General features: G+C 67.7%; 23 protein-coding genes and 1 riboswitch. Of the genes, 14 read left to right on the top strand and 9 right to left on the bottom strand.

Annotated elements, in window-relative coordinates; genetic code table 11:
• The first annotated feature begins 120 nt into the window (after positions 1–120).
• Positions 121–253, top strand: a riboswitch (TPP riboswitch).
• The 3 genes from MLP_RS24750 (at position 249) to mptB (ending at position 4,161) form a co-directional block, all read left to right on the top strand.
• Positions 249–1,577, top strand: coding sequence for a purine-cytosine permease family protein (locus MLP_RS24750; RefSeq protein WP_013865965.1), 1,329 nt, complete (start codon positions 249–251; stop codon positions 1,575–1,577). (Overlaps the previous riboswitch by 5 nt.)
• 96 nt (positions 1,578–1,673) lie before the next feature.
• A complete protein-coding gene (locus tag MLP_RS24745; RefSeq protein WP_231851509.1) occupies positions 1,674–2,468 on the top strand; it encodes a glycerophosphodiester phosphodiesterase in 795 nt (264 codons plus the stop codon).
• Between the two features lie 73 nt (positions 2,469–2,541).
• A complete protein-coding gene (mptB, locus tag MLP_RS24740; RefSeq protein ID WP_013865963.1) occupies positions 2,542–4,161 on the top strand; it encodes a polyprenol phosphomannose-dependent alpha 1,6 mannosyltransferase MptB in 1,620 nt (539 codons plus the stop codon).
• Here the strand turns inward: mptB and MLP_RS24735 are convergent.
• The gene (locus MLP_RS24735; RefSeq protein WP_156821292.1) at positions 4,144–5,142 is read right to left on the bottom strand and encodes a CPBP family intramembrane glutamic endopeptidase; all 999 of its coding nucleotides are present in this window, start codon (positions 5,140–5,142) and stop codon (positions 4,144–4,146) included. The two genes, mptB and MLP_RS24735, sit on opposite strands and share 18 nt — an antisense overlap.
• Positions 5,143–5,251: 109 nt before the next feature.
• Between MLP_RS24735 and MLP_RS26870 the strand changes: the two genes are divergently transcribed.
• Entirely contained in the window at positions 5,252–6,490 is a 1,239-nt protein-coding gene (locus MLP_RS26870) for a sensor histidine kinase (RefSeq protein ID WP_172641632.1), read from the top strand.
• Positions 6,487–7,197, top strand: a complete 711-nt coding sequence (locus tag MLP_RS24725) for a response regulator transcription factor (RefSeq protein ID WP_331441689.1) — start codon at positions 6,487–6,489, stop codon at positions 7,195–7,197. Before MLP_RS26870 ends, MLP_RS24725 begins: the two co-directional genes overlap by 4 nt.
• Here MLP_RS24725 and MLP_RS24720 read toward each other — a convergent pair.
• Entirely contained in the window at positions 7,146–7,793 is a 648-nt protein-coding gene (locus tag MLP_RS24720; RefSeq protein WP_013865959.1) for a MerR family transcriptional regulator, read from the bottom strand. The two genes, MLP_RS24725 and MLP_RS24720, sit on opposite strands and share 52 nt — an antisense overlap.
• Before the next feature lie 101 nt (positions 7,794–7,894).
• Between MLP_RS24720 and MLP_RS24715 the strand changes: the two genes are divergently transcribed.
• The gene (locus MLP_RS24715; RefSeq protein WP_013865958.1) at positions 7,895–8,422 is read left to right on the top strand and encodes a DUF4188 domain-containing protein; all 528 of its coding nucleotides are present in this window, start codon (positions 7,895–7,897) and stop codon (positions 8,420–8,422) included.
• Complete coding sequence (locus MLP_RS24710; RefSeq protein ID WP_013865957.1) at positions 8,419–8,985, top strand: dihydrofolate reductase family protein; 567 nt, start codon at positions 8,419–8,421, stop codon at positions 8,983–8,985. The genes MLP_RS24715 and MLP_RS24710 overlap by 4 nt, the downstream gene beginning before the upstream one ends.
• A 13-nt stretch (positions 8,986–8,998) precedes the next feature.
• On the opposite strand, the gene MLP_RS24705 is transcribed toward MLP_RS24710, so the two are convergent.
• On the bottom strand, positions 8,999–9,346 hold the full coding sequence (locus MLP_RS24705; protein ID WP_013865956.1) for a metal-sensitive transcriptional regulator: 348 nt from the start codon (positions 9,344–9,346) through the stop codon (positions 8,999–9,001).
• 635 nt (positions 9,347–9,981) lie between these two features.
• On the opposite strand from MLP_RS24705, the gene dnaB reads away from it, so the two are divergent.
• The 3 genes from dnaB (at position 9,982) to MLP_RS24690 (ending at position 12,214) form a co-directional block, all read left to right on the top strand.
• Positions 9,982–11,271, top strand: a complete 1,290-nt coding sequence (gene dnaB / locus MLP_RS24700) for a replicative DNA helicase (RefSeq protein WP_231851508.1) — start codon at positions 9,982–9,984, stop codon at positions 11,269–11,271.
• A 134-nt stretch (positions 11,272–11,405) separates the two neighbouring features.
• On the top strand, positions 11,406–11,639 hold the full coding sequence (locus tag MLP_RS24695; RefSeq protein WP_013865954.1) for a hypothetical protein: 234 nt from the start codon (positions 11,406–11,408) through the stop codon (positions 11,637–11,639).
• A complete protein-coding gene (locus tag MLP_RS24690; protein ID WP_013865953.1) occupies positions 11,633–12,214 on the top strand; it encodes a nucleotidyl transferase AbiEii/AbiGii toxin family protein in 582 nt (193 codons plus the stop codon). Before MLP_RS24695 ends, MLP_RS24690 begins: the two co-directional genes overlap by 7 nt.
• 62 nt (positions 12,215–12,276) lie before the next feature.
• Here MLP_RS24690 and MLP_RS24685 read toward each other — a convergent pair whose 3' ends face one another.
• Together MLP_RS24685 and MLP_RS24680 are read right to left on the bottom strand one after the other, a co-directional pair.
• The gene (locus MLP_RS24685) at positions 12,277–12,909 is read right to left on the bottom strand and encodes an RES family NAD+ phosphorylase (protein ID WP_013865952.1); all 633 of its coding nucleotides are present in this window, start codon (positions 12,907–12,909) and stop codon (positions 12,277–12,279) included.
• Positions 12,906–13,493: a hypothetical protein gene (locus MLP_RS24680; protein ID WP_156821289.1), complete on the bottom strand. Its 588-nt coding sequence runs from the start codon at positions 13,491–13,493 to the stop codon at positions 12,906–12,908. The genes MLP_RS24685 and MLP_RS24680 overlap by 4 nt, the downstream gene beginning before the upstream one ends.
• An 87-nt stretch (positions 13,494–13,580) precedes the next feature.
• Between MLP_RS24680 and MLP_RS24675 the strand changes: the two genes are divergently transcribed.
• On the top strand, positions 13,581–14,288 hold the full coding sequence (locus MLP_RS24675; RefSeq protein ID WP_013865950.1) for a hypothetical protein: 708 nt from the start codon (positions 13,581–13,583) through the stop codon (positions 14,286–14,288).
• A gap of 14 nt (positions 14,289–14,302) precedes the next feature.
• On the opposite strand, the gene MLP_RS24670 is transcribed toward MLP_RS24675, so the two are convergent.
• Positions 14,303–14,533, bottom strand: coding sequence for a hypothetical protein (locus MLP_RS24670; RefSeq protein WP_013865949.1), 231 nt, complete (start codon positions 14,531–14,533; stop codon positions 14,303–14,305).
• A 78-nt stretch (positions 14,534–14,611) separates the two neighbouring features.
• Between MLP_RS24670 and MLP_RS24665 the strand changes: the two genes are divergently transcribed.
• Both MLP_RS24665 and MLP_RS24660 read left to right on the top strand, forming a co-directional pair.
• Positions 14,612–15,025, top strand: a complete 414-nt coding sequence (locus MLP_RS24665; RefSeq protein WP_013865948.1) for an ArsR/SmtB family transcription factor — start codon at positions 14,612–14,614, stop codon at positions 15,023–15,025.
• Positions 15,022–15,948, top strand: a complete 927-nt coding sequence (locus MLP_RS24660; protein ID WP_013865947.1) for a cation diffusion facilitator family transporter — start codon at positions 15,022–15,024, stop codon at positions 15,946–15,948. Before MLP_RS24665 ends, MLP_RS24660 begins: the two co-directional genes overlap by 4 nt.
• 26 nt (positions 15,949–15,974) lie before the next feature.
• Here MLP_RS24660 and MLP_RS24655 read toward each other — a convergent pair whose 3' ends face one another.
• Positions 15,975–17,675, bottom strand: a complete 1,701-nt coding sequence (locus tag MLP_RS24655) for a bifunctional phosphatase PAP2/diacylglycerol kinase family protein (protein ID WP_049804677.1) — start codon at positions 17,673–17,675, stop codon at positions 15,975–15,977.
• Between the two features lie 88 nt (positions 17,676–17,763).
• Between MLP_RS24655 and serS the strand changes: the two genes are divergently transcribed.
• Complete coding sequence (gene serS / locus MLP_RS24650; RefSeq protein ID WP_013865945.1) at positions 17,764–19,035, top strand: serine--tRNA ligase; 1,272 nt, start codon at positions 17,764–17,766, stop codon at positions 19,033–19,035.
• 344 nt (positions 19,036–19,379) lie between these two features.
• On the opposite strand, the gene MLP_RS24645 is transcribed toward serS, so the two are convergent.
• The gene (locus tag MLP_RS24645) at positions 19,380–19,952 is read right to left on the bottom strand and encodes a WhiB family transcriptional regulator (RefSeq protein ID WP_231851393.1); all 573 of its coding nucleotides are present in this window, start codon (positions 19,950–19,952) and stop codon (positions 19,380–19,382) included.
• Between the two features lie 329 nt (positions 19,953–20,281).
• Positions 20,282–20,854, bottom strand: coding sequence for a bacterial proteasome activator family protein (locus MLP_RS24640; protein WP_049804822.1), 573 nt, complete (start codon positions 20,852–20,854; stop codon positions 20,282–20,284).
• Positions 20,855–20,984: the final 130 nt, after the last annotated feature.

Genomic DNA, 20,984 nt, shown 5'->3' with positions numbered 1-20,984 from the left:
AGTTGCCAGAGCCCCGACACGCCGCTTCGCGGGGACTGAGCCTCGCGGATGTCACGGTCCGCCCTGGTCACCTGGTGGGCCGCCGATGGTCCGTGCCGCCTTCGACGCGCTAGGTTGGGCAGCGACAACTTCGGGAGCTCACACCAGATGGTGGGCTGAGAGGGCGGAGTGCCGGTCCGACGGGGCCGCGGGTCCGCCGACCGACCGAACCTGACCGGGTAATGCCGGCGTAGGGAGGTTTATCGCCCATGACCACGTCCACTGCCTCAGCCAGCGGCGCAGCCGCCGCGGCCAGAGCCGCCAAGGCCGAAGCGCCGATCGTCCTGACCACCGAACCGCCACGACCACTGCGGTTCTTCGACCAGTTCGCCATGTGGGCGAACCTGGGCATCAGCCTGTTCGGCCCGCTGACCGGTGCGCTGATCGCCGCCACCACCGGCTCGGTGCCCCTTGCCATCGGCGCCATCGTGCTCGGCTGCTCGATCGGCGCACTGCTGCTCGGCACCTCCGCAGTGTTCGGCGCCACCACCGGCGCACCGGCCATGGTGTCGCTCCGGGGCCTGCTCGGCCGCCGCGGCTCGATCGCGCCGACCATCTTGAACATCGGCCAGAACATCGGCTGGGCCACGATGGAGATCATCGTCATCGCGACTGCGGCGTCGGCGATCCTCGGTGACAGCTGGCGCTGGCCGTTCGTCATCCTGGCCGGTGGTGTCGCCACCGTGATGGCGGTCCGGCCGCTCGGCAGCGTACGGATGCTGCGCAAGGTGATGGTCTGGCTGGTGCTCGTCGCCTCGGTGGTGCTGTTCGTCCAGGTGCTGCTGCAGCCGCGCCAGCCGATGCCGCAGGACGCCGTCCTCGGATTCTGGCCGGCGGTCGATCTGGCCGTCGCCGGTGTTGTCTCCTTCGCACCGCTGGCCGCCGACTACAGCCGGCACAGCAAGACCCGCAAGGCCGCGTTCTGGGGATCCTCGTTGGGCTACGGTCTCGCCGCGGTCGCCTACTACACCCTGGGTGTGTTCGCGGTCGCCCACCTCGGCGCCACCGACGTCATCGCCGCCCTGGTCGCTTTGCCTGCCGGGGCGGTCGCCCTGGCCATCTTGTTGACCGACGAGGTCGACGAGGCGTTCGCCAACATCTACTCGACCACGATGTCGGTGCAGAACCTGTTCGGCACCGTCGACCGGCGGATCGTCGCCGTGGCCATCGGCGTGATCGCGACCCTGCTCGCCGGGTTCTTGGACTTTGGTCAGTATCAGTCGTTCCTGTTTCTGATCGGCTCGGTGTTCGTGCCGCTGTTCGCTGTTGCGGCCGCTGACTTCCTCTTCGTCAGTCGGCAGCGCTGGGATGTCAGCGCCTCGTCCCGGCTGCGTTGGCCTCCGGTGGTGGCCTGGGCAGGCGGCTTCATTGCGTACCAGCTGATCTATCCCGGCACGGTGCCCATCTGGTCCGACTTCTGGCTCCGGTTCGACGCCGCCATCGGCTTCACCCCGCCGACCTGGCTGGGTTCCTCGGTCGCCGCGATCGGCGTCGGCGCGCTGCTGATGACCATCCTGGGCCGGCTCGCCCGTCGTTGACCGTCGTCGCGCAGCGACCCCACGCGAAGTCTTGAGCGCGGAGCGAACAGTGAGTGACGACTTCAGGTGGCATGCGGCAGGCTTCGTACCGTGGTGATGATCTATGCCCACCGCGGCTATGCGGCCAAGGAGCCGGAGATGACCTGGGCGTCCTACCGGGCAGCCATCGACTGGGCGGAGCGCACCGGGCAGCCGCTCGGCCTGGAATGCGATGTCCACTACTCCGGTGACGGGCACTTGATCTGCCTGCACGACCTGACCGTCGACCGCACGTCGACCAGCCACGGCAGGGCGTACGACCGCTCCCTCGCCGAGCTCCGCATCCTGGACTTCGGCTCCTGGCGGACCCGCCGGCCGAGCCCCGATCAGCGGCGACTGATCACGTTGGCCGAGCTCATCGAGCTCACTGCCGTCGCGCGGGCCAGAGGAGTCGACGTCTCGCTCGCGATCGAGACCAAGCATCCCAATCCGCGCGGCACCGAGGTCGAGGACGGAGTCGCGGCGCTGCTGGAGCCGTACGGCTGGACGACCCTGGGCAGTCCGGTCCGGATCATCTCGTTCTCTCTTCCGGGACTGGAGCGAGCAGGGGAGCTGATGCCGGAGGTGCCGCGGACGTTCCTGATCGAGAAGGACTTCGGCGACTGGTGGGACGGCCGGCTCCCGGAGGGGATCACCACGGTCGGACCGGACTACGAGCTGCTGCTCCAGGAGCCGGACTACCTCGCGCGAGCCCTGGAACGCGGCCACGGAATCGACGTCTGGAACCCCAACACGCCGCAGGAGGTCACCTGGTGCCTGGACCGCGGGGTGACCGGAATCACCACCGATGACCCCGCGATGGCTGCCCGAACGATCGCTCGCTGGAGCAAGCGGCACAGCGGCATCGCCTAAAGTTCTTCCCCGTGAGTTCTGTCCCCGCCGCCCGCGTCGTCCCTGCCTGGGAAACGACCGGCGGGCGCCGCGGATGAGCACCCGTCCGGACGTCGGGACCGGCTCGGCGAAGGGACCCCGCCCGCATCACCACGTGACTGGCCGCAATCCGGCCCATCCGCCGATCCGGCGGTATGCGCCGAGTGTGTGGCATCGCGACCATCGCTATGGGATCGGGCTGATCATCGCTGCGACCGTGCTCACCCTCATCACGGGGTTCCTCGGCCCATCGGTCGTCACCTTGACCCTCGGGCGGCGTGATGGCCTGCTGCCACCGTGGTATCTGCCGAGTGGGATCCTGCACCCGAACGAATGGGTCGTCACGGTCCTCATCTGGGCGGTCATCCTGGTGGGCGCGCTAGGGCTGTGGGTCGGCATGCGCGCCCTGGCCGGTGGCTGGCTGCCCAGCCCGCGACGCCTGTTCGCGTTGGGCTCGGGCCTGAGTCTGGCCACGATCCTGGTGCCGCCGCTGACCAGTGCGGACATCTTGATGTACGCCGGCTACGGCCGGTTGCAGATGATCGGGCGCAACCCGTACGAGATCACGCCCGCGGAGATCTTCCGCGGCCAGTTCGACCCGGTGCTGCGCTGGACCGAGCAGCCCTGGTGGGACACGCCCAGCGTGTACGGGCCGATTACTTCGTGGCTGCAGTGGCTGGCCAACTATCTCGGCGGCGAGAACATGCATGACATCGTGTTCTGGCTGCAGGTGATCACGGTCGTGCCGTTCATCGTGGCCTGCGCGGGCATCGTCCAGCTCGCCCACGGCGACAAGCGCCGACAGGCGCGCGCCGCGCTGCTGACGATCGCGAACCCGATGCTGATCTGGGCGGTCGTGGCGGCGGGGCACAACGAGGCGCTGTCGGTGATGTTCGCGGTGGCCGGGATCATGATGATGCGCAAGAGCGCGTTCGGAGCCGGCATCGGTATCGGCCTGGCGGGCTGCGCAAAGCTCAGTATCGGCATCTGGGGTCTGGCCATGCTGTGGGCGTACCGGCGACAGCCGAAGAAGGCGCTGTTGCTCTGCCTGGGCACGGTGATCCCGATGGGCCTGGCGTACCTCTGGTGGCAGCCGACCGCCTTCGTCCAGGTGCTGCGCAACGGCTCCTATGTCTCGGTCGGATCTTGGGCGAACCCGGTGTTCTTGCTCCTGGACCTGTTCTTGGACGAGTGGCAGGCCAAGACCGTCACCGGGATCATCTCCTACACCGGCTTGGTGGTGATCGCCTGGATGCTGTCCAAGGTGGTGCCCTGGACGGCGGCTCCCGGCCTGCCGCGGGGTGCCGATCCGCGGCGAGATCCGTTGACAGTGGCCTTGCGCACCTCGCTGGTGCTGTCGGTCGCCTGGCTGGTGACCGCCATGTACACGTTGTCCTGGTACGACCTGATCGCCTGGCTGCCGTTGGCGGTGCTGGCGGCGAGCAAGCTGGACCGACTGATGCTGATGCGGATCACGCTGCTGTCCTTGGCATATGTGCCCGGCCGGGCGGTCGAGCTCGGGCCGGCATTGGAGGCGGTCTCAGGTGTGGTCCGCTACGGGATCTCACCGATCGTGCAGGTGGCCGTGCTGGTCGGGATCGTCTTGTGGTGGCGCAAGCCCGACCGCGAGGAATTGTTCCCCATTGGTAGTCACTCGCTACTCACTCCGCGCTGAAGTCTCCGTCTTCGCTCCTCCCTCGCAGACAAAGAACGCGTCTGCTCGCTCGTCACTCCAGACGGAGCCGGCGCTACGTTCGCGGTCGCTCGCGACGGGGTGTCGTTCGTTGCGACGGGAGCCGAGGATCAGCACCGCGGTGATCAACGTGTACGCGATGCTGAGCGCGGCCGCCAGCGGATCGACCGAGGTGGCGTCCAGATCGGCGCCGGTGAGCAGGGCCAGGATGAAGGCGCCGACGTTGTTGACCACATGCAGGCCGATGGCCGCTTCCAGCCCACCGGTACGCCAGGTCAGATAGCCGGCCACGGCGGCGAAGACGGCTACGCCGGCCATGCCGTACCCGTCGTAGTCGTGGCCCACCACGAACAGCGGCAGCGGCAGCAGGATCGCCCAGGCAGGGTGTCGCAGCCAACTGCCGACCGTTTGAAGCAGTAGGCCGCGGAAGACGACCTCCTCGGCCGCGGCCTGCCAGGGCACGATGAGGAGGACTAAGATCACCTTGGTCACCAGCCAGCCGAGGTCCTGGGCGGGGATGGCCTTGGTCGGTGGTTCCATCAGCAGGATGACACCGGTGAAGACGCTCAGGACGACGGTGGTGATGGCGGCTGCCCGGCCCACCAGTCGCCAGCGCAGTCTGCCGGTGACCGACAGCAGGGTGCCGGCCCGGCGCCGACCCACGAGGCGCACCGCCAGCGTCGCCGCCGGCAGCATGAGCGCGATCAGGATCAGGAGCACCGCGAGGCCGGCCGGATCGTTGAGACTGTCGGCTCCCAGCACCTGATCGACGATCGGTGCGATCGTGGGATGGACGTCCTCGATCACGACCAGGCACAGAATCGGCACGATCAACAGGGCAGCGTAGAGCCCGAGGGCCACCGCCAGCACGGATATCGGTCGCCACCAACGCCACGGCTGAGACAGCTGGGCCAGGCGATGAAACTCGAGGAATTCGGGGACCGGGTTTGATGGTGTGGTCATGATCGCCACTCTCGGGGAGCCAACTGGTCGGGCACATCGGAGCGCGGACCTGAGTAGGTTCAACCCTTCGGTGGAGGCGGCGGTGGAGCGGCCTCGGTACCGTCTACGGGTGACCTCGACGCCTCAGCCGCCGGCTTCGGTGACACCGGCTCGCGACCGGTGGCGGAGCCTCCGCACGGTGGCGATCTGTGGCGTGCTCGGGTTGGGGCTCTTCGTGCTCACTGCTGGCATCACGCTGGAGTTGTTGCCGGATCCGCCGCGGCCGGAGCAAGATCTTGCGCTCGGTGCCCTGCTGGTGCTCGATCTGGCGGTCGGCACGATGGCGCTCGTCGTCTTGGCGGCGGTGGGACGCCGTACGCGGGTCTGGGCTGCCGTGCTGATCGCGATCACGACCTCGGTGTCAGCGCTGGCGGTGCCGGCCCTGGTCGTGGTCTTGGTGCGGGCCGCCGCCTCCCGGGCCTATCGCCTGCTGGCACTGGTCGGTGCCATGGTGGTGGTTGCGGCGGTGGTGAGTGACTGGATCTGGTCGACCGCCCTCCGCCTTCCGCCGCAGCCCTGGTGGCAGGTGGCCGGTCTCGCCGTCATCCTGCTCTGCGTCCCGGTGCTGATCGGTGTCGCCCGAGGCCGACGCGATGCCGAGGTCACCGCGCTGGCCGAGGCTGCGGCGGCCGCCCAGCGCGAGCACGCCGCGCTGGTGCGGCAGCGAGAAGCCGAAGAGCGCGAGCACGAGGCCCGGCTGGCCCGGACGCGAGAAGCCGAGCGCACCCGGATCGCCCGCGAGATGCACGACTCGCTGGCCCATCACCTGAGCCTGGTCGCGGTGCACGCCGGAGTGCTGGAGTATCGAGCCGATCTCGGTCCGGAAGCGACCCGGGAGGCGGCCGCGACCGTCGGGTCCGCCGCTCGGAGCGCCAATGCGGAGCTCCGGGAGATCCTGGGCGTGCTGCGCAGCGGTCAGGATGCGGCGGCACCGCAGTCCGATCTCGGCAGACTGGGCGAGCTGATCACCGACGGTGTGACGCTGCTGCCTGCCGAGGAGTTCATGGTCGGGGACGTTCCAGCGGGAACGTCGCGGCACGCGTACCGGATCGTGCAGGAGGCGTTGACCAACGCGCGCAAGCATGCGCCCGGTCAGCCGGTCATGGTGCGGTTGTCCGGTGCACCCTCGGCGGGGGTCTCGATCGAGATTCGCAATCAAGTGGCCGCCGGCGAGTCACCTGGAGTCGCCGGGCTCGGGTCGGGCCTCGGGTTGGCCGGCATGGCCGAGCGGGCTCGCCTGGCCGGTGGTTGGTGCCGCGCCGGAACTGAGGGACAGGAGTTCGTCGTGACGGCGTGGCTGCCGTGGTGAGAGTGCTCATCGCCGATGACGAGGCGCTGCTGCGTACCGGGCTGCGGATGCTGCTCGACGGGGCCAGCGGGATCGAGGTGGTGGCCGAGGCCTCTGATGGTGACCAGGCGGTGGAGCTGGCCCGGGCGACCAGGCCGGATGTCGTGTTGATGGACATCCGGATGCCGCGGCGGAATGGCCTCGATGCCGCACGTGAGCTCGCCTCCGACGGCATGGCGGTCGTGATGTTGACCGCTTTCGACACCGACGACTTCATCCTGGATGCGCTGCAGGCCGGTGCGGCAGGGTTTCTGCTGAAGGACACAGAGCCCGCCGACTTGGTCGATGCCGTGCTGCGGGCGGCGGAGGGTGATCTCCGGCTGTCTCCGGCGGTGCTTGCCCGGTTGGTCACGCTTGCCGGCGCCGGCCGTTCGCCGGATCGCCCAGCTCCGGCGCGGATCGATCCGCTGACCAGGCTGACCAACCGGGAGCAGGCCGTGGCCGAGAGGGTGTCTCGCGGACTGACCAATGCCGAGATCGCTCGGGAACTCCACGTCGGGCTCGCCACGGTGAAGACCCATCTGGTCAACATCAACACCAAGCTCGGCACCACCAACCGTGTGCAGGTCGCGCTGCTGTTGCACGAGAGACAAGCCTTCACCCAACTGGGCGAGGGTCAGGGCTGCTCGCTCGACGGCGGGAAACGGGCGGCGGACGCCTCACGCTGAGCCAGTCGGCGGAGAGCGAGCAGCACGGGTTCCGCCAGGACGGTGCCCAGCACCACGTACCGCACGGCGGCGTCGGCCGACTCGGTGGGGATCCTGGCGATCTCGGCCTGGGCGACCTGCATCATGGCGTCGGCGTAGGTGTCGAAGGTATCGACGGGGATCTCGAACCCGGCCTCGGCCAGGGCAGTCACGGCCATCGCCAGGGCCGCCAAGGCGTCGTCGACCTGACCCGGATCGGTCGCGGCAGCCGTCAGACACGCCGCCCAGCCCCATCGACGGAGGAGGTCGACGGCCGGGGTCAGGTCGACGTCCTCGGGACGATCGGGAGACACGGCGGCGTGCGCGGCGCCGAGCACGGCCAGCGTCAACTCGGCGGGTTCGTCGACCTGGCGGAGGACCTCCCGGGTGGTGGCCAGGGACAATCCGCCGGCTCCGACCAGGGCGCGGATCAGGCGTAGTCGTTGCAGGTGGGAATCGTCGTACTGGGCTTGATTCGGCGAGGTGCGCACTCCCTCGGACAGCAAGCCTTCTCGCAGATAGAACTTGACGGTCGGCACCGGGACGCCGCTGACCCGAGACAGCTCCGAGATGCGCATCCTCGTCCTCCTCATTCGTCGCCCTTCTCTTGACAACGGACAGTAACACTATCTAATAATAGAGAGTAGCCAGTGACACTATCTATAAGACGGAGAAGGCGATGGCGAAGATCGAGAACGGCCGGATCACCCACGACTACGACGGCGAGTTGGTCGTGTTCCTGATCGGGATGCGGATCAACCGATGGTGGCGGCCGGATCTGTGGCTGCCTGTTTTCAACGCGATGCCACCGATGCTCGCCGAGCTGGCGAAGGACCCCGACTCGGGGATGCTCGGCTACCGGCTGACCATGGGGGAGGGCGGGCCGCTGGTCGTCATGTACTGGAACAGTCACGACAAGCTGTACGCGTATGCGTCCCGGCCCGACGCCCGGCACCGGCCGGCCTGGGCCCGCTTCAATCAGCGCGCTCGGCGAGCGCCGGGTGCGGTCGGGATCTGGCACGAGACGTTCCAGGTCGCCGTGGCTGAGTCCGTCTACGCCGGCATGCCCATTCGCGGACTTGCCAAGGCGACGGCCGCGATCCCGGTCGGCCGACGTGGTGATCGCGCACCCGATCGGTTCCGCCGGGGTGGGACGGACGTCCGCGCCGTGCGAGTGTCGGTGGGCGCTGACACGATGAGGACATGACGCGTACGCAGTATTTCACCGCGACCAGCATCGACGGATTCATCGCCGATCCGGACAACTCCTTGGACTGGCTGCTGGCCCTGCGGCAGTCCGAGGAGGGAGAGCAGGAGTATCCGGCATTCATCGCCGAGGTCGGCGCGATCGCGATGGGCTCCACCACCTACCAGTGGGTTCTCGATCACGAAGAGCTGCTGGAGGAGCCAGGGACGTGGCCGTACGAGCAGCCGACCTGGGTGTTCACCAGTCGTGATCTGCCGGCAGTGCCGGGTGCCGATATCCGCTTCGTGAGCGGCGATGTGGCGCCGGTGCACGCACAGATGGTCGAGGCCGCGGCCGGTAAGAACGTCTGGCTGGTCGGCGGTGGCGAACTGGTCGGTCAGTTCGCCGATGTCGGGCTGCTGGACGAGATCATCCTCGGCGTCGGCTCAGTGTTCCTCGGTGGCGGGGCGCCACTGCTCCCGCGCCGTCTCACCCCGCCTCGGCTCAGACTGATCAGCGCGACACCGGACGGCGAGGACTTCGTCACCCTGCGGTACGCGGTGGGTCCGCCGGCGAGTGGCTGAGGAGTTGGCGCGCTCAGGAGCGGACCAGGCGGGCGATGGCTTGGGAGGCCTCGTGCAGCTTCGCTTCGGCTTCCGCACCGCCCTCGGCGGCGGCTTGGACGACGCAGTGCTGGAGATGTTCGTCGAGGAGCCCGAGAGCAACCGACCGCAGCGCGCTGGTCATCGCGGAGACCTGGGTGAGGATGTCGATGCAGTACTTTTCCTCTTCGACCATTCGCTGCAGACCTCGGGCCTGGCCCTCGATCCGGCGAAGTCGCTTGAGGTAGTCGTCCTTGGCGTCGATATAGCCGTGCTGAGCGTGCCCGGTGGGGCCCTCGGGGTGGGTCGGATCGGCGATGGTGGGCTCGGCCGGGTGGCTCATCGGACTCCTCGGAGACGGGCCGGACGCATCCGGCGCGATACCCCCCTAGAGTATGCGATCGGGAGCGTTCGCCCAAGTCCGGACCGGAAACGCCGATCGAACGGCAGGTGTCCGAAAGCGGCTGGACAATCGGTTGGGTTGTGCACAAGGCCTGTGGAATCTCATGTGAAGGAGGGCTTTGTCAAGGTGGGACAGACGCTGTCCGAGACGGCGAAGACGCGCCCGAAAGAAGTTTCTGTCCACCGGCTGCCATTCACATCGCACCTAGTCAGAGAGCAGTTTGTCGGAGTAGGCAGGAACTGTCCCCAGGCTTGTACCCAGGGAGTGCACAACCCCGTCGCGTGTCCTCCACACGGGTCCCCAAGTTGTCCACACCCCCTGTGGATAACTTGTTCACCTGGGCTGGCGCCGGACCGAGGAACGGGCGTAGCTTGGCACGCGCTGCCCCGGCCGACTCCGATGATCGCGGTCATCGAAGGGCTGTCAGTGGTGGCTCGTAGCGTACGAACATGCTTGCTAATGACGCCGCCCGTCGGGTGCGGCACGAAGGGGGACGTGGCGTGAGTCTGGCCGAGGCAATCCCCCAGTATGGTGACGACTCGGTCCGCGGTCTTGATCGGACTCCGCCTCAGGACATGACGGCCGAGCAGTGTGTGCTCGGCGCGATGATGCTGTCCAAGGATGCGATCGCCGAGGTCGTCGAGGCACTGCGCGGCAACGACTTCTATCGCCCGGCCCACGAGCTGGTCTATGACGCGATCATCGACCTCTACGGCCGGGGCGAGCCCGCCGATGCCGTCACCGTGGCGGCGGAGCTGGGCAAGCGCGGCTCACTGCTCCGGGTCGGTGGTGCGCCCTACCTGCACGACCTGCTGCAGAGTGTGCCCCTGGCGGCGAATGCCGGCTTCTATGCCGACATCGTGCGGGAGAAGGCGATCCTGCGCCGACTCGCCGACGCGTCCGTACGGATCGCCCAGATGTCGTACTCGGGCGAGGGTGAGGTCGACGAGATCGTCGACCGGGCTCAGGCCGAGGTGTACGCCGTCACCGAGCGCCGCGCCACCGAGGACTACAAGCCGCTGTCAGAACTGATGCAGCCGACCCTGGACGAGATGGAGGCCATCTCCTCCCGGGATGGGTCCTTCGGCGGCGTGCCGACCGGCTTCTCCGAGCTGGATGAGCTGACCAACGGACTTCATCCGGGCCAGATGGTGATCGTGGCCGCGAGACCTGGCTGCGGCAAATCGACCCTTGCACTAGATCTGGCGCGGTCGGCGTCGATCAAGAACGGTCTGACCTCGGTGATCTTCTCGTTGGAGATGAGCCAGATCGAGATCACCATGCGGCTGCTCTCGGCCGAGGCGCAGATCCCGCTCGGCCATATTCGTGGCGGCCGGATGAGTGACGACGACTGGAGCAGGGTCGCGGCGAAGATGGGCCAGGTGTCGGAAGCGCCGCTCTACATCGACGACTCCCCGAACCTCACCATGATGGAGATCCGGGCCAAGGCCCGGCGGCTGAAGCAACGGCATGATCTCAAGCTGGTGGTGATCGACTACATCCAGCTGATGACCTCCGGCAAGCGGGTCGAGTCCCGTCAACTCGAGGTGAGCGAGTTCTCCCGCCAGATCAAGCTGCTGGCCAAGGAGCTCGAGGTGCCTGTGGTCGCCCTCTCCCAGCTCAACCGTGGCCCGGAGCAGCGCACCGACAAGCGGCCGATGCTCTCGGACCTGCGTGAGTCCGGCTCGCTGGAGCAGGACGCCGACATGGTCATCCTGCTCAACCGTCCTGATCTGTACGACAAGGAGTCCGACCGGGCCGGCGAGGCCGACTTCGATGTGGCCAAGCACCGCAACGGACCGACCAAGAGCATCACCGTCGCCTTCCAAGGCCACTACAGTCGCTTCGCGGACATGATGCATTGAGTTGAGTTGATGGTTATCAGGATGCGACGAAGTTGGCACAGCCGCACTCTCAGTGCGGCAACGTTGGTGAGCCTTGGTGGCTCTACCTGCGCCGTGACCTGCCGTCGGCGTACCCGCAACGCTTGGATCGCGCGATGAGCGCTACTGCTGAGGGCTCGGAGTCGGAGTTCGTGCCGACTCCCGAGGGCCAGCGCGTGCGTGACGTCTTCGACTTGCATGAGTTCGGGGTGGCGCTTTACCGCCAACGAATGCGCCGGGAGAACCCCGACGCTGACGACGTGGAGATCGATGCCTTGACTCGCGCGTGGCTGATCGCACCGCCGCAACCCGACCGGCTCCGGAATGCGCTGGGGGATCGGGCATGGTGAGCGCCTTCGACGCCGCCGTGAAGCGAGCCGCGAACGACCTGGACGAGGTCGAAGCACGTTGGGCGATGATCGGTGGGCTGGCGGTTGCTGCCCGGTCGATCCCGCGATTCACGAAGGATGTCGACTTCATCGTCGCAGTCGACGACGACGCGGCCGCCGAGTTGGTCATCCATCAACTCGGCGCTCGCGGCTACCCGCCTCAGGGGATCGTCGAACACGAGTACCTCGAGCGTCTCTCGACCGTCCGCCTCATCGCCGACCCGTTGAACGTCGCCGTCGATCTGCTCTTCGCCAGTTCGGGGATCGAAGCCGAGATCGTCGCGGCCGCGACCTCGATCGAGATCCTGCCCGACCTTCGGGTGCCGGTCGCTTCGACGGGACACCTGATCGCCCTCAAGGTGCTAGCTCGACGCGGCCAGGACCTGACCGACCTCGACGCGCTGCTCGCCGCAGCAGTCGAGGCCGACATCGCACAGGCGCGCGAAGCTGTCGCGCTCATCGTCGCCAGAGGATTTGACCGCAGCCAGGATGTCGTCGGCGACCTCGAGCAGGTCATCGCTGCGCGGGACGCGTGATGGCCGACCACACGAGACTGTCTTCGAGTCCGAGATCTGCGGGCACTGACAGCGGAGGCGCCTCAGATCAGCCGGTAGCTCGGGTAGCGCAGGGTGATCTCTCGCAGGATCGCCCAGAGCGGAGCCGAATCGAGGTATTCGGAGAAGTCCGGGTTGGTGGGGAACGAGTCGGCGGCGGGGGTCCACAAGGTGATGTTGGTGCGGCCCGTCAGTGTGCTCTGGCTCCAGAGTCCGTCGAGATCCGGCCAGGTCTCGGCAATCGCGCGGGCCCAGGTCCGGCAGGTTGACCTCGGGCCCGAGACCAGGGAGTGGGAGGCACCGTTGCGCAGTGCCCAATCGCCAGTCAGGTCCAGCAAGTGCAACGGCCGGGTCGGTCGCCACGAGGTCGCCTTGGGACGACCGCCTGCGACATCGATGACCCGCTGCTGCTGGAAGACCTCCACCACGGCGGTGGCGAGGTCAAGTGCGACATAGCTGACGCCGATCTCCCGATGGATCCCTGCTGGGGGTGGATGCGGATCGAATCGCATGGTGACCGCCGGTCCCCAGTGCCGCAGCGCCGACCACGCCAGCACGTTCTCGCCGACGGTTCGGTGGACGCGCCACAGGACCGGCTGTTCGACCAGGACGTCGCTGTCACGGCGGGTGAGCGGCGCCTGCGGCTTGGTCGGGCGCTTGGGGTACCGAGGACTCACCGATTCCCCAGCGCGTCCAGCCACTCCTTGATGACCTCGACCGACCCGTACGAGCACACGTGCTCAACCGGTGACCTGCCGCCGAGGTCGTCCAAGGGCTCGGTCATGAACGCCTCGACCGCGAGTGGGTGCATCTCTCGTGGGATGGCCGGCACGATCTGTGTCAGTCCGGGAATGGTGTCTTGCGAACCCCCATCGGGTTCCTGACGGAACTGCCAGCGGGGGAGATAGCGCCGGTCCCGGAGGGTGATCGCGTACAGGCTCCGGTCCCTGATCCGATGCGAGATCCGGGACCGAGACAAGCCCAGCGCCGTCGCCACCTCCTTGATCGTCAGACTTGTTCGCAGCAGTTGCTCCAACGTCTGTGCCGTGGTGACCGCCTGGTCCTGTTGAACGGCAATCTCGTCGTACCGTTCGAGCGCCGCGCGAGCCTCTTCGCCCCCGTGCTCCGCGAGGTAGTGCATCGCGGTCGCTGAGATCGGTGCAGCACCCGCTGTCGGCGTACGGCTGAGCTCGACGTCAACCTCTTCCGGTGTAAGCCCAGGGAAGTGTCGCGCGAGGACATCCTGCGCTGTGACAGTCATGCGCATATTCTAGCAATGTATGCGCATATCTGCGCCTTCGGGCAACGCTGAGGGATACGAATCCAGCTGTTGCCTATCCTGACCAGCATGTCCACCCAGGTCACGACGGAACCACGCCCGGAGGGCGTGGCGGTGCCGAAGGCCATCGGGTTGGTTGTGGCGGCCATCGTTGCGGCGCTGGCGCTGGTCAGTCTCGCGGTCACGCTCACCGCGGACCGGCTGCCGACCGGGCCCGCGTTGGACCCGCCCCCGCCGCCGGCACCCACGCTGGGCTATTCCGCCTCGACGCGGAAGGCGACTGTGGGCCCGGTCTCGGTGACCATGCCGAACGACCCGTACCTGTGTCCTCGCTCGCCCCGGCCGCTGGGTTCGCTGCTCACTGACGCGGTCGTCTGTGATGCCGCCGTCCACTCGAACTTCCGCGGCACTGACAACTGGTCGGCAACAGCCGGCTTCGGGCTGCTGTCTGCCGAGCTCGCAAAGCCGACCGCCGCCGCCACTGCCCAGGCCGCCTTCGAGGACATCAGGGTCAGGTTCTTCGCCGACCAGAAGACGACGCTGACCGACCAGGCCGCCGACACGGTCCGGCTCGGCGGCCACGAGGTCGCGGTCGTCTCCGGTGAGGTGCACTACCGGGTAGCCGGGCTGCCCAGTCGTTACGACCGGGTCCTCGTGATCGCGCTGCCCCTGGATGATGGGGCGTACTCGCTCTACTTCTCCAGCCGGCCGAACGACACCCCGAAGTCGACTCTCGAGGTGCTGGACGCCTCGATCAGCACGTTGGGCTATCGATAGCGCGAGTCCGGACCTCAGCGCCGTCGTCGCTCGTAGGCATACAAGGCCAAGCCGAGCACCGCCAAGGTGATGAGGAAGGCGTAGATGCCGGGCAGCAGGGTGTCCGTCCGCCAGACCACGTACGCGCCGACCGTCGCGCAGACCAGCGACAGCCCCCAGAGTCGGGCCGTCTTCGCGATATCGGCGCGGATGTTCGTGCCCGGCGGTCCGGGAGTACGTCGTCGGCGCGGCGGATCGGCTGGCATGGCTCGATTCTTGCGCATCCGCGGCCTTTGACTCACGCCCTCTTGACATTCAACGGTCAGATCCGATTACATCGACGTATGACGATGAATCGCGAGGAGCTGACCCTGCCGCTCGAAGACGTGGCCGAGTCCGACGTCACGGCCGCCGTCGCGCTGTTCCGCAGCCTGGCCGATCCGGCCCGGCTGGCGATTCTGCGCCATCTGACGCTGGGTGAGCATCGGGTGGTCGATCTCACCGCGCACCTCGGCCTGGCCCAGAGCACGACCTCGGCTCACCTCGCCTGTCTACGCGACTGCGGTTTGGTCTCGGTCCGCGTGGTCGGGCGTTCCTCGCACTACTCGCTCGCTGTGCAACCCGAGCTGATGGATGTGCTGGGTGCGGCCGAGCGCTTGCTCGCTGCCACCGGAGACGCTGTCGCCTTGTGTTCGACGAACGCCATCGGGGTTGCCAACCCGGTCGAAGCCGCCACCGCCGGAGCGGTGATCGAGTGACCGGCCATGGACACGGCCACGATCACGGCGCCGGAACGGCCACCGGCAGGCACCGACGCCGACTGATAGCCGTCCTCGCCGTCAGCGCGGGGGTCTTCGTGCTGCAGGTGATCGGCGGCCTGCTCTCCGGCTCGCTCGCGCTGCTGGCCGATGCCGGGCACGTGCTGACCGATTCGACCGGTCTGATCATCGCCTTGATCGCAGCGTCACTGGCAGCGCGACCGGCGACGCCCAACCGCACCTTCGGACTGCAGCGAGTGGAGATCCTGGCCGCCCTCAGCAACGGGCTGCTGCTGGTCGGGATCGCGGTGTGGGTGCTGATCCAAGCAGTGCAGCGCTGGTCGGAGCCCGAGCAGGTGGACTCCGATCTGATGCTCGGCGTCGCCGTCGTCGGTGCCGTCGCCAACACCGCCGGGTTGCTGATCCTGCGGGGTGGAAAAGACGAGAGCCTCAACTTGCGTGGTGCCTACCTGGAGGTGCTCGGCGACCTGATCGGCTCGATCGCGGTCATCGTCGCCGCGGTCGTCATCGCGGTGACCGGCTGGGTTCGCGCCGACGCCGTCGCCTCGCTGGCGATCGTGGTGCTGATCCTTCCTCGGGCCTGGTCACTGCTCCGTGACGTGGTCGACGTCTTGCTCGAGGCGGCGCCCAAGGGCGTGGATCTGGCGATGGTCCGTGAGCACATCCGTACGCTTCCCGGAGTGGTCGACGTCCACGACCTGCACGCCTGGACGATCACCAGCGGAGTCCCGGTGCTGTCCGCGCACGTGGTGGTCGACGATGCGTGTCTGGCCGAAGGGCGGTCCGGGGAAGTGCTGGACCGGCTGGGGGAGTGTCTCGGCCATCACTTCGACGTCGAGCACTGCACGTTCCAGCTGGAACCGGTCGGACACGCTGCGCACGAGGGCGCCCGGCACGCCTGACGCCTCAACAAGCCTGAAGGCGGTGGTCAGTGTGGGCTGGGGACCGGTTCCGGCTCTGCGGAGGCCGGCGTCTCGTCCTGGGCCTCATCGCTCTGGTCGCTCGACTCGGCCGCCGGAGTGGGCTGAGTCGGGACCGGTGCCACCCGGACTGTGAGCGCACCAGGAACGACCTCCGCCACCAGTCGAGCGCAGTCGCCCACCGTGTCGCCGTCCATCTGATACTGATCGCGAGGCTCGACGGTGATCTCCACCCGCCGTCCGGTGAGCCGGTCGAGCTGCTCGTCGTCTCGCTGCCGGCGAGCCAGCACCTGCGTGATCAGCCGGGTCCAGTCCCGCAGCGTCCGCGGTGAGGCGACCAGCACATCGAGCAGACCATCGTCCGGCTTGGCGTCGGGGATGAGCAGGATGCCGCTGGGCAGCAGACCGACGTTGCCGACCACGATCACCGCCGCCTTGCGCCGGATCGGCGGCTGGTTGTCGACCCGGATGGTGGCATGCAGCGCGGGATGGTTGGCGTTCTTGGCCGCCGAGACGAAGTACGCAGCGGAGCCGACGGTCTTCTTCAGATCGGGATTGGTGTCCTGCATGATCACCGCGTCGACGCCGACGCCCGCCATCACCGCGAAGTAGTCCTCACTTCCGCCGTCGGCGGTCAGCCGGACCAGGTCGATCGTCTTGCCGTGCCCGTCCAGGGCAACCCGAAGCGCTGCCGCCTCGTCCCGAGGAATGCCGAGATTGCGAGCGAGCAGGTTCGACGTACCGGCCGGGATCAGTCCGAACGGGATGCCGGTGCCGGCCAGACCGGAGCAGATCACCCGTATGGTGCCATCGCCGCCCGCACCCAGCACCAGGTCGACCCGTTCAGCCACCGCCTGGGCGGTCTGGGCCCGCCCCGGGTCGTCGACCGTGGTCTCCAGCCACAGCGGTGGACCCCAGCCTCGGGACGTGAGCTCGTACTCCACATGGCGACGGAAGACCACACTGTCGACGACCTTCACCGGGTTGTAGATGACAGCGCATCGCTTCAGCGGTGCGGCGGGCGGCGGACTCGCCGCCACCTGCCGCTCGCGGACGATCTCGACCACGTCGATGTGTGGGGTGGGGACCGTGACGCCGCAGACGACCAGGCTGAAGCTGGCGACGAAGGCGCCGAGCAGGGCGCCCCCGATCAGATCACCGATGTGATGGGCGCCCAGGAACCACCGATTGAAGCCGACCAACGCGATCAGGACCAAGGCACCGACCATCCATCGCAGCCTGGCCTCGGGACTACGCCGGATCACGCGGAAGATCGCGCCGACTGCGACGCAGGAGGCCACCACGCCCACCATGTGCCCGGAGGGGTAGGAGTAGCCGATCGCGGTGATGACGTCCAGATGATCGGCCGGTCGAGGCCGGGCGATGATGATCTTGAGCAGGTCGGCGGACCCCCAGCCGAGAGCCACGGTCAGCAGCAGGGCCGTGGCGAGCGCACGCAATCGCCGTCGGAAGGCCCAGACGGCCAGGCAGGCCAAGGCGATGTACTCCAGGCCCGGCCAGGTCAGCAGGGCAAAGGCGGCCATCACCTGCGCGCCGATGGACATGGGATCGAGCGGTGGCGCCACCAGCCGCTCGTCCAGGGCCCACAGCGCCGGCGAATGGAACAGCAACAACGACCAGGCGATGAACGCCACGCCGAAGGAAACGGTGATGATGATGGAGCTCGTCCTGCGGCGCCGGCGCGTCATGGGCAGAATCATCCCATCGTCACCGGCCTGGAGCCCGCACTGAAGTATTCGCGGTGCGTGTCACACCAGGTCTGGATAGGCTGCCACGGTGATTGATGTCAAGGTGCTACGCGCTGAGCCCGACCGGATCAAGGCGTCGCAACGCGCTCGCGGGGAGTCGGAGGCGATTGTCGACGAGGCCTTGGCGGCCGATAGTGCGCGTCGGGCGTCCATCGCTGCGTACGAGGCGCTGCGTGCCGAACAGAAGGAACTCGGCAAACAGATCCCGCGGGCTTCGGCTGAGGAGCGGGTCGAGCTGCTCGGTCGGACCAAGGAGCTCGCCGAGCAGGTGAAGAAGGCCGAGGCCGCCGAGCGTGACGCCGGCGAGAGCTTCGACCGGTTGCTCAAAGCGGTGCCGAACCTGATCATCGACGGCGTCCCGGCTGGTGGCGAGGACAACTTCGTGGTGCTGGAGGAGCGAGGCACCGTTCGCGACTTCGCCGCCGAGGGCTTCACCCCTCGGGATCACCTCGAGTTGGGGCAGCTGCTGGGTGCGATCGACGTCGAGCGCGGTGCGAAGGTCTCGGGATCGAGGTTCTACTTCCTGACCGGTCAAGGGGCCGAACTCGAGCTTGCCCTGCTGAACCTGGCGATCGGCACAGCCCAGCGAAATGGGCTGGTCCCGATCATCCCGCCGTCGTTGGTGCGGCCTTCGGCGATGGAGGGCACCGGATTCCTGGGTCAGGCCGCCCAGGACGTCTATCACCTGCCCGACGATGACCTCTATCTGGTCGGTACGGCCGAGGTGCCGCTGGCGGCGTACCACAGCGACGAGATCCTCCCCGCCGAGTCACTGCCACGCCGCTACGTCGGCTACAGCCCCTGCTTCCGACGTGAAGCGGGCGCCCACGGCAAGGACACCCGCGGCATCTTCCGGGTGCACTGGTTCGACAAGGTCGAGATGTTCGTGTTCTGCGCGCCTGAGGACGCCGAGGCCGAGCACGCTCGGCTGCTGAGCTGGGAGAAGCAGTTCATCGATGCCCTCGAGATCCCGTACCGGGTGATTGATGTCGCGGCCGGCGATCTCGGGCTGAGCGCGGCCCGCAAGTTCGACTGCGAGGGCTGGCTGCCGACCCAGCAGCGCTACCGGGAGATCACCTCGACCTCGAACTGCACCCAGTTCCAGGCACGACGGCTGAACATCCGGGGCCGGTTCGCCGGCGGCGTCGGACCGGTCGCCACCCTGAACGGGACGCTGTGCGCCATGCCGCGGATGATCATCATGCTGCTGGAGAACCACCAGCAGGCGGACGGCTCGGTCCGGGTGCCGGCCGCACTCCAGCCCTTCCTCGGCGGTCGCACGCACCTCTCCCCGGTGTGACGCGGCCGCGAGTGCTAGGACGGCCCTGACCGGATCCACGAACGAGCGTCAGCGAGTGAGTCCCCGTCGCGAGCGGCCGCGCGACTCTGCCGGGGGTCCACGAGGGAGCGTCAGCGAGCGAGTCCCCGTCGCGAGCGGCCGTGAAGCGGAGCGCCCGATTCTGTCTGGACTGAGGAGTGAGCAGACAACGCTTTATCGTCTGCGAACGACGAGGGAAGACAGAATCAACCGGCGCGCAGCGGAACAGCGAGTGACGACCAGCACAGCGAGTGATGAGTAAAGGGAACGCCCACCCGAGGCCCTGCGGTCTCCCAGGTGAGCGTTCAGTTGAAAGGTACCGTTTCTCAGGCCGCAGCGCGACGGGATCCTGAGTTTTCGGCAAGAACTTCTGCCGTGGCCTGCCGGACCTCGGTGTGCGTGGGTCGCGGCCTGGCCGCCAGCGAGGCACCGGACGGCTGCTTACGCTCCTTCCGCAGGTGCCGTTTCACGGTCGAAAGGGAGCAGCCGAGGCGTCGGGCGATCCGTTCCAGGCTCTCCTCGGGATGGGCCTTGCGCAGCCGTACGACCTCGTCGTGGTCCACCGTGCGCTGACCGCCGACCACTCCGGCGAGATTGTCGAGGTCTTCCGGCTCGACCTCGATCTCCAGCAGATCGCGGATCGCTGACCGCTGCCGCTCGGTCGTGCCGGCGACGAAGCCGGCCACGTCGTACTCGACCACGGCGCGGTAGAGACACGCGGTCAGCAGCGGGCAGGAAGCGCAGACCTCCGTGGCCGCCGCGGCGAGCGCGGCATGCTGCCTGCGTACTCGGGCAGGCGCGCTCGGCACCGGCTCGGTCTCCAGGGCAGGATCGAGGAAGAGCTCCGGGTACGCCGCGCAGGCCGGCTGGCCCGGCTCGACGTACCGCTGGGGCTCCACCGGCACACAGGGCTGGGCGCTGCTCTGACGGACAGCGCTGCTCTGACGGATAGCGTTCCTCTGACGGACAGCGCTGCTCGGGCGGACGGGGTTGCTATCACGGACAGGGGAGTAGGGGCGGTCGACAACAATGGTCGGCATGCGATCTCCAGTCTCTTCGGCGCTTACAGGGCGCGGATGAGACGTTCCTCCTGAGCTATCGGTTCCCTCCGCACCACAGAAGATCCCTGACGAATCCTCTGACTGCTCCCGAGTCGGCTCCGGCCGTGGAGATACATCGTCTGCCGATTCTTTTCTAGTGATCCACCTCTCACTTCGGGTTGTCGGGCCTACAGGTACATGCCACCAGCGCCGGGCGGTGGAGCGGCGTCCGGACCCGGATGCGCCTGACCCATCGGCAGAGCGCGTCGCATCTGCTCGAGCTGGGCGCGGGCAGCCATCTGCTGGGCGAAGAGCGCGGTCTGGATGCCGTGGAAGAGACCCTCCAGCCAGCCGACCAACTGGGCCTGGGCGATCCGCAGCTCCGCGTCCGTCGGGGTGACGTCCTCGCCGAACGGCAGACTGATGCGTTCCAGCTCGGCGACCAGCTCCGGGGCCAGACCTTGCTTGAGTTCGGCGATCGAGGCGGAGTGGATGTCGCGTAGTCGTTGTCGGCTGGCTTCGTCCAGTGGCGCCGACTTCACCTCCTCCAGCAGCTGCCGGATCATGTTCCCGATCCGCATCACCTTGTCCGGCTGCGCCACCATCTCGGTGACGGACTTCTGGTCCTGCCCCGCATCCTCGACCTCCACCGGCGGTGGGCCCTCGACGGCCATCGAGGTCGGTGTGACCACATAGACACGGCCGTCGTCGGTCGTGCCTGCGATCCCGCGGGTGCTCGGCTCCTCGGGCTGTTCACTCATGGTCGCGATCATAGGTAGCGCCACCGACACACCTCGGCGCAGCCGGTCTCGCCCGCCTCGGCTGATCCGCTCAGCCGTGGCGGCGAAAACTCGCTGGTGGGCTGTCGGTGCTGCCACATACGGTGGTCTG

It is taken from the genome of Microlunatus phosphovorus NM-1 (genome assembly GCF_000270245.1).
Taxonomy (GTDB): domain Bacteria; phylum Actinomycetota; class Actinomycetes; order Propionibacteriales; family Propionibacteriaceae; genus Microlunatus; species Microlunatus phosphovorus.
Note: the sequence above shows the minus strand (reverse complement) of the source record. Positions and strands in the feature narration are given on the sequence as shown.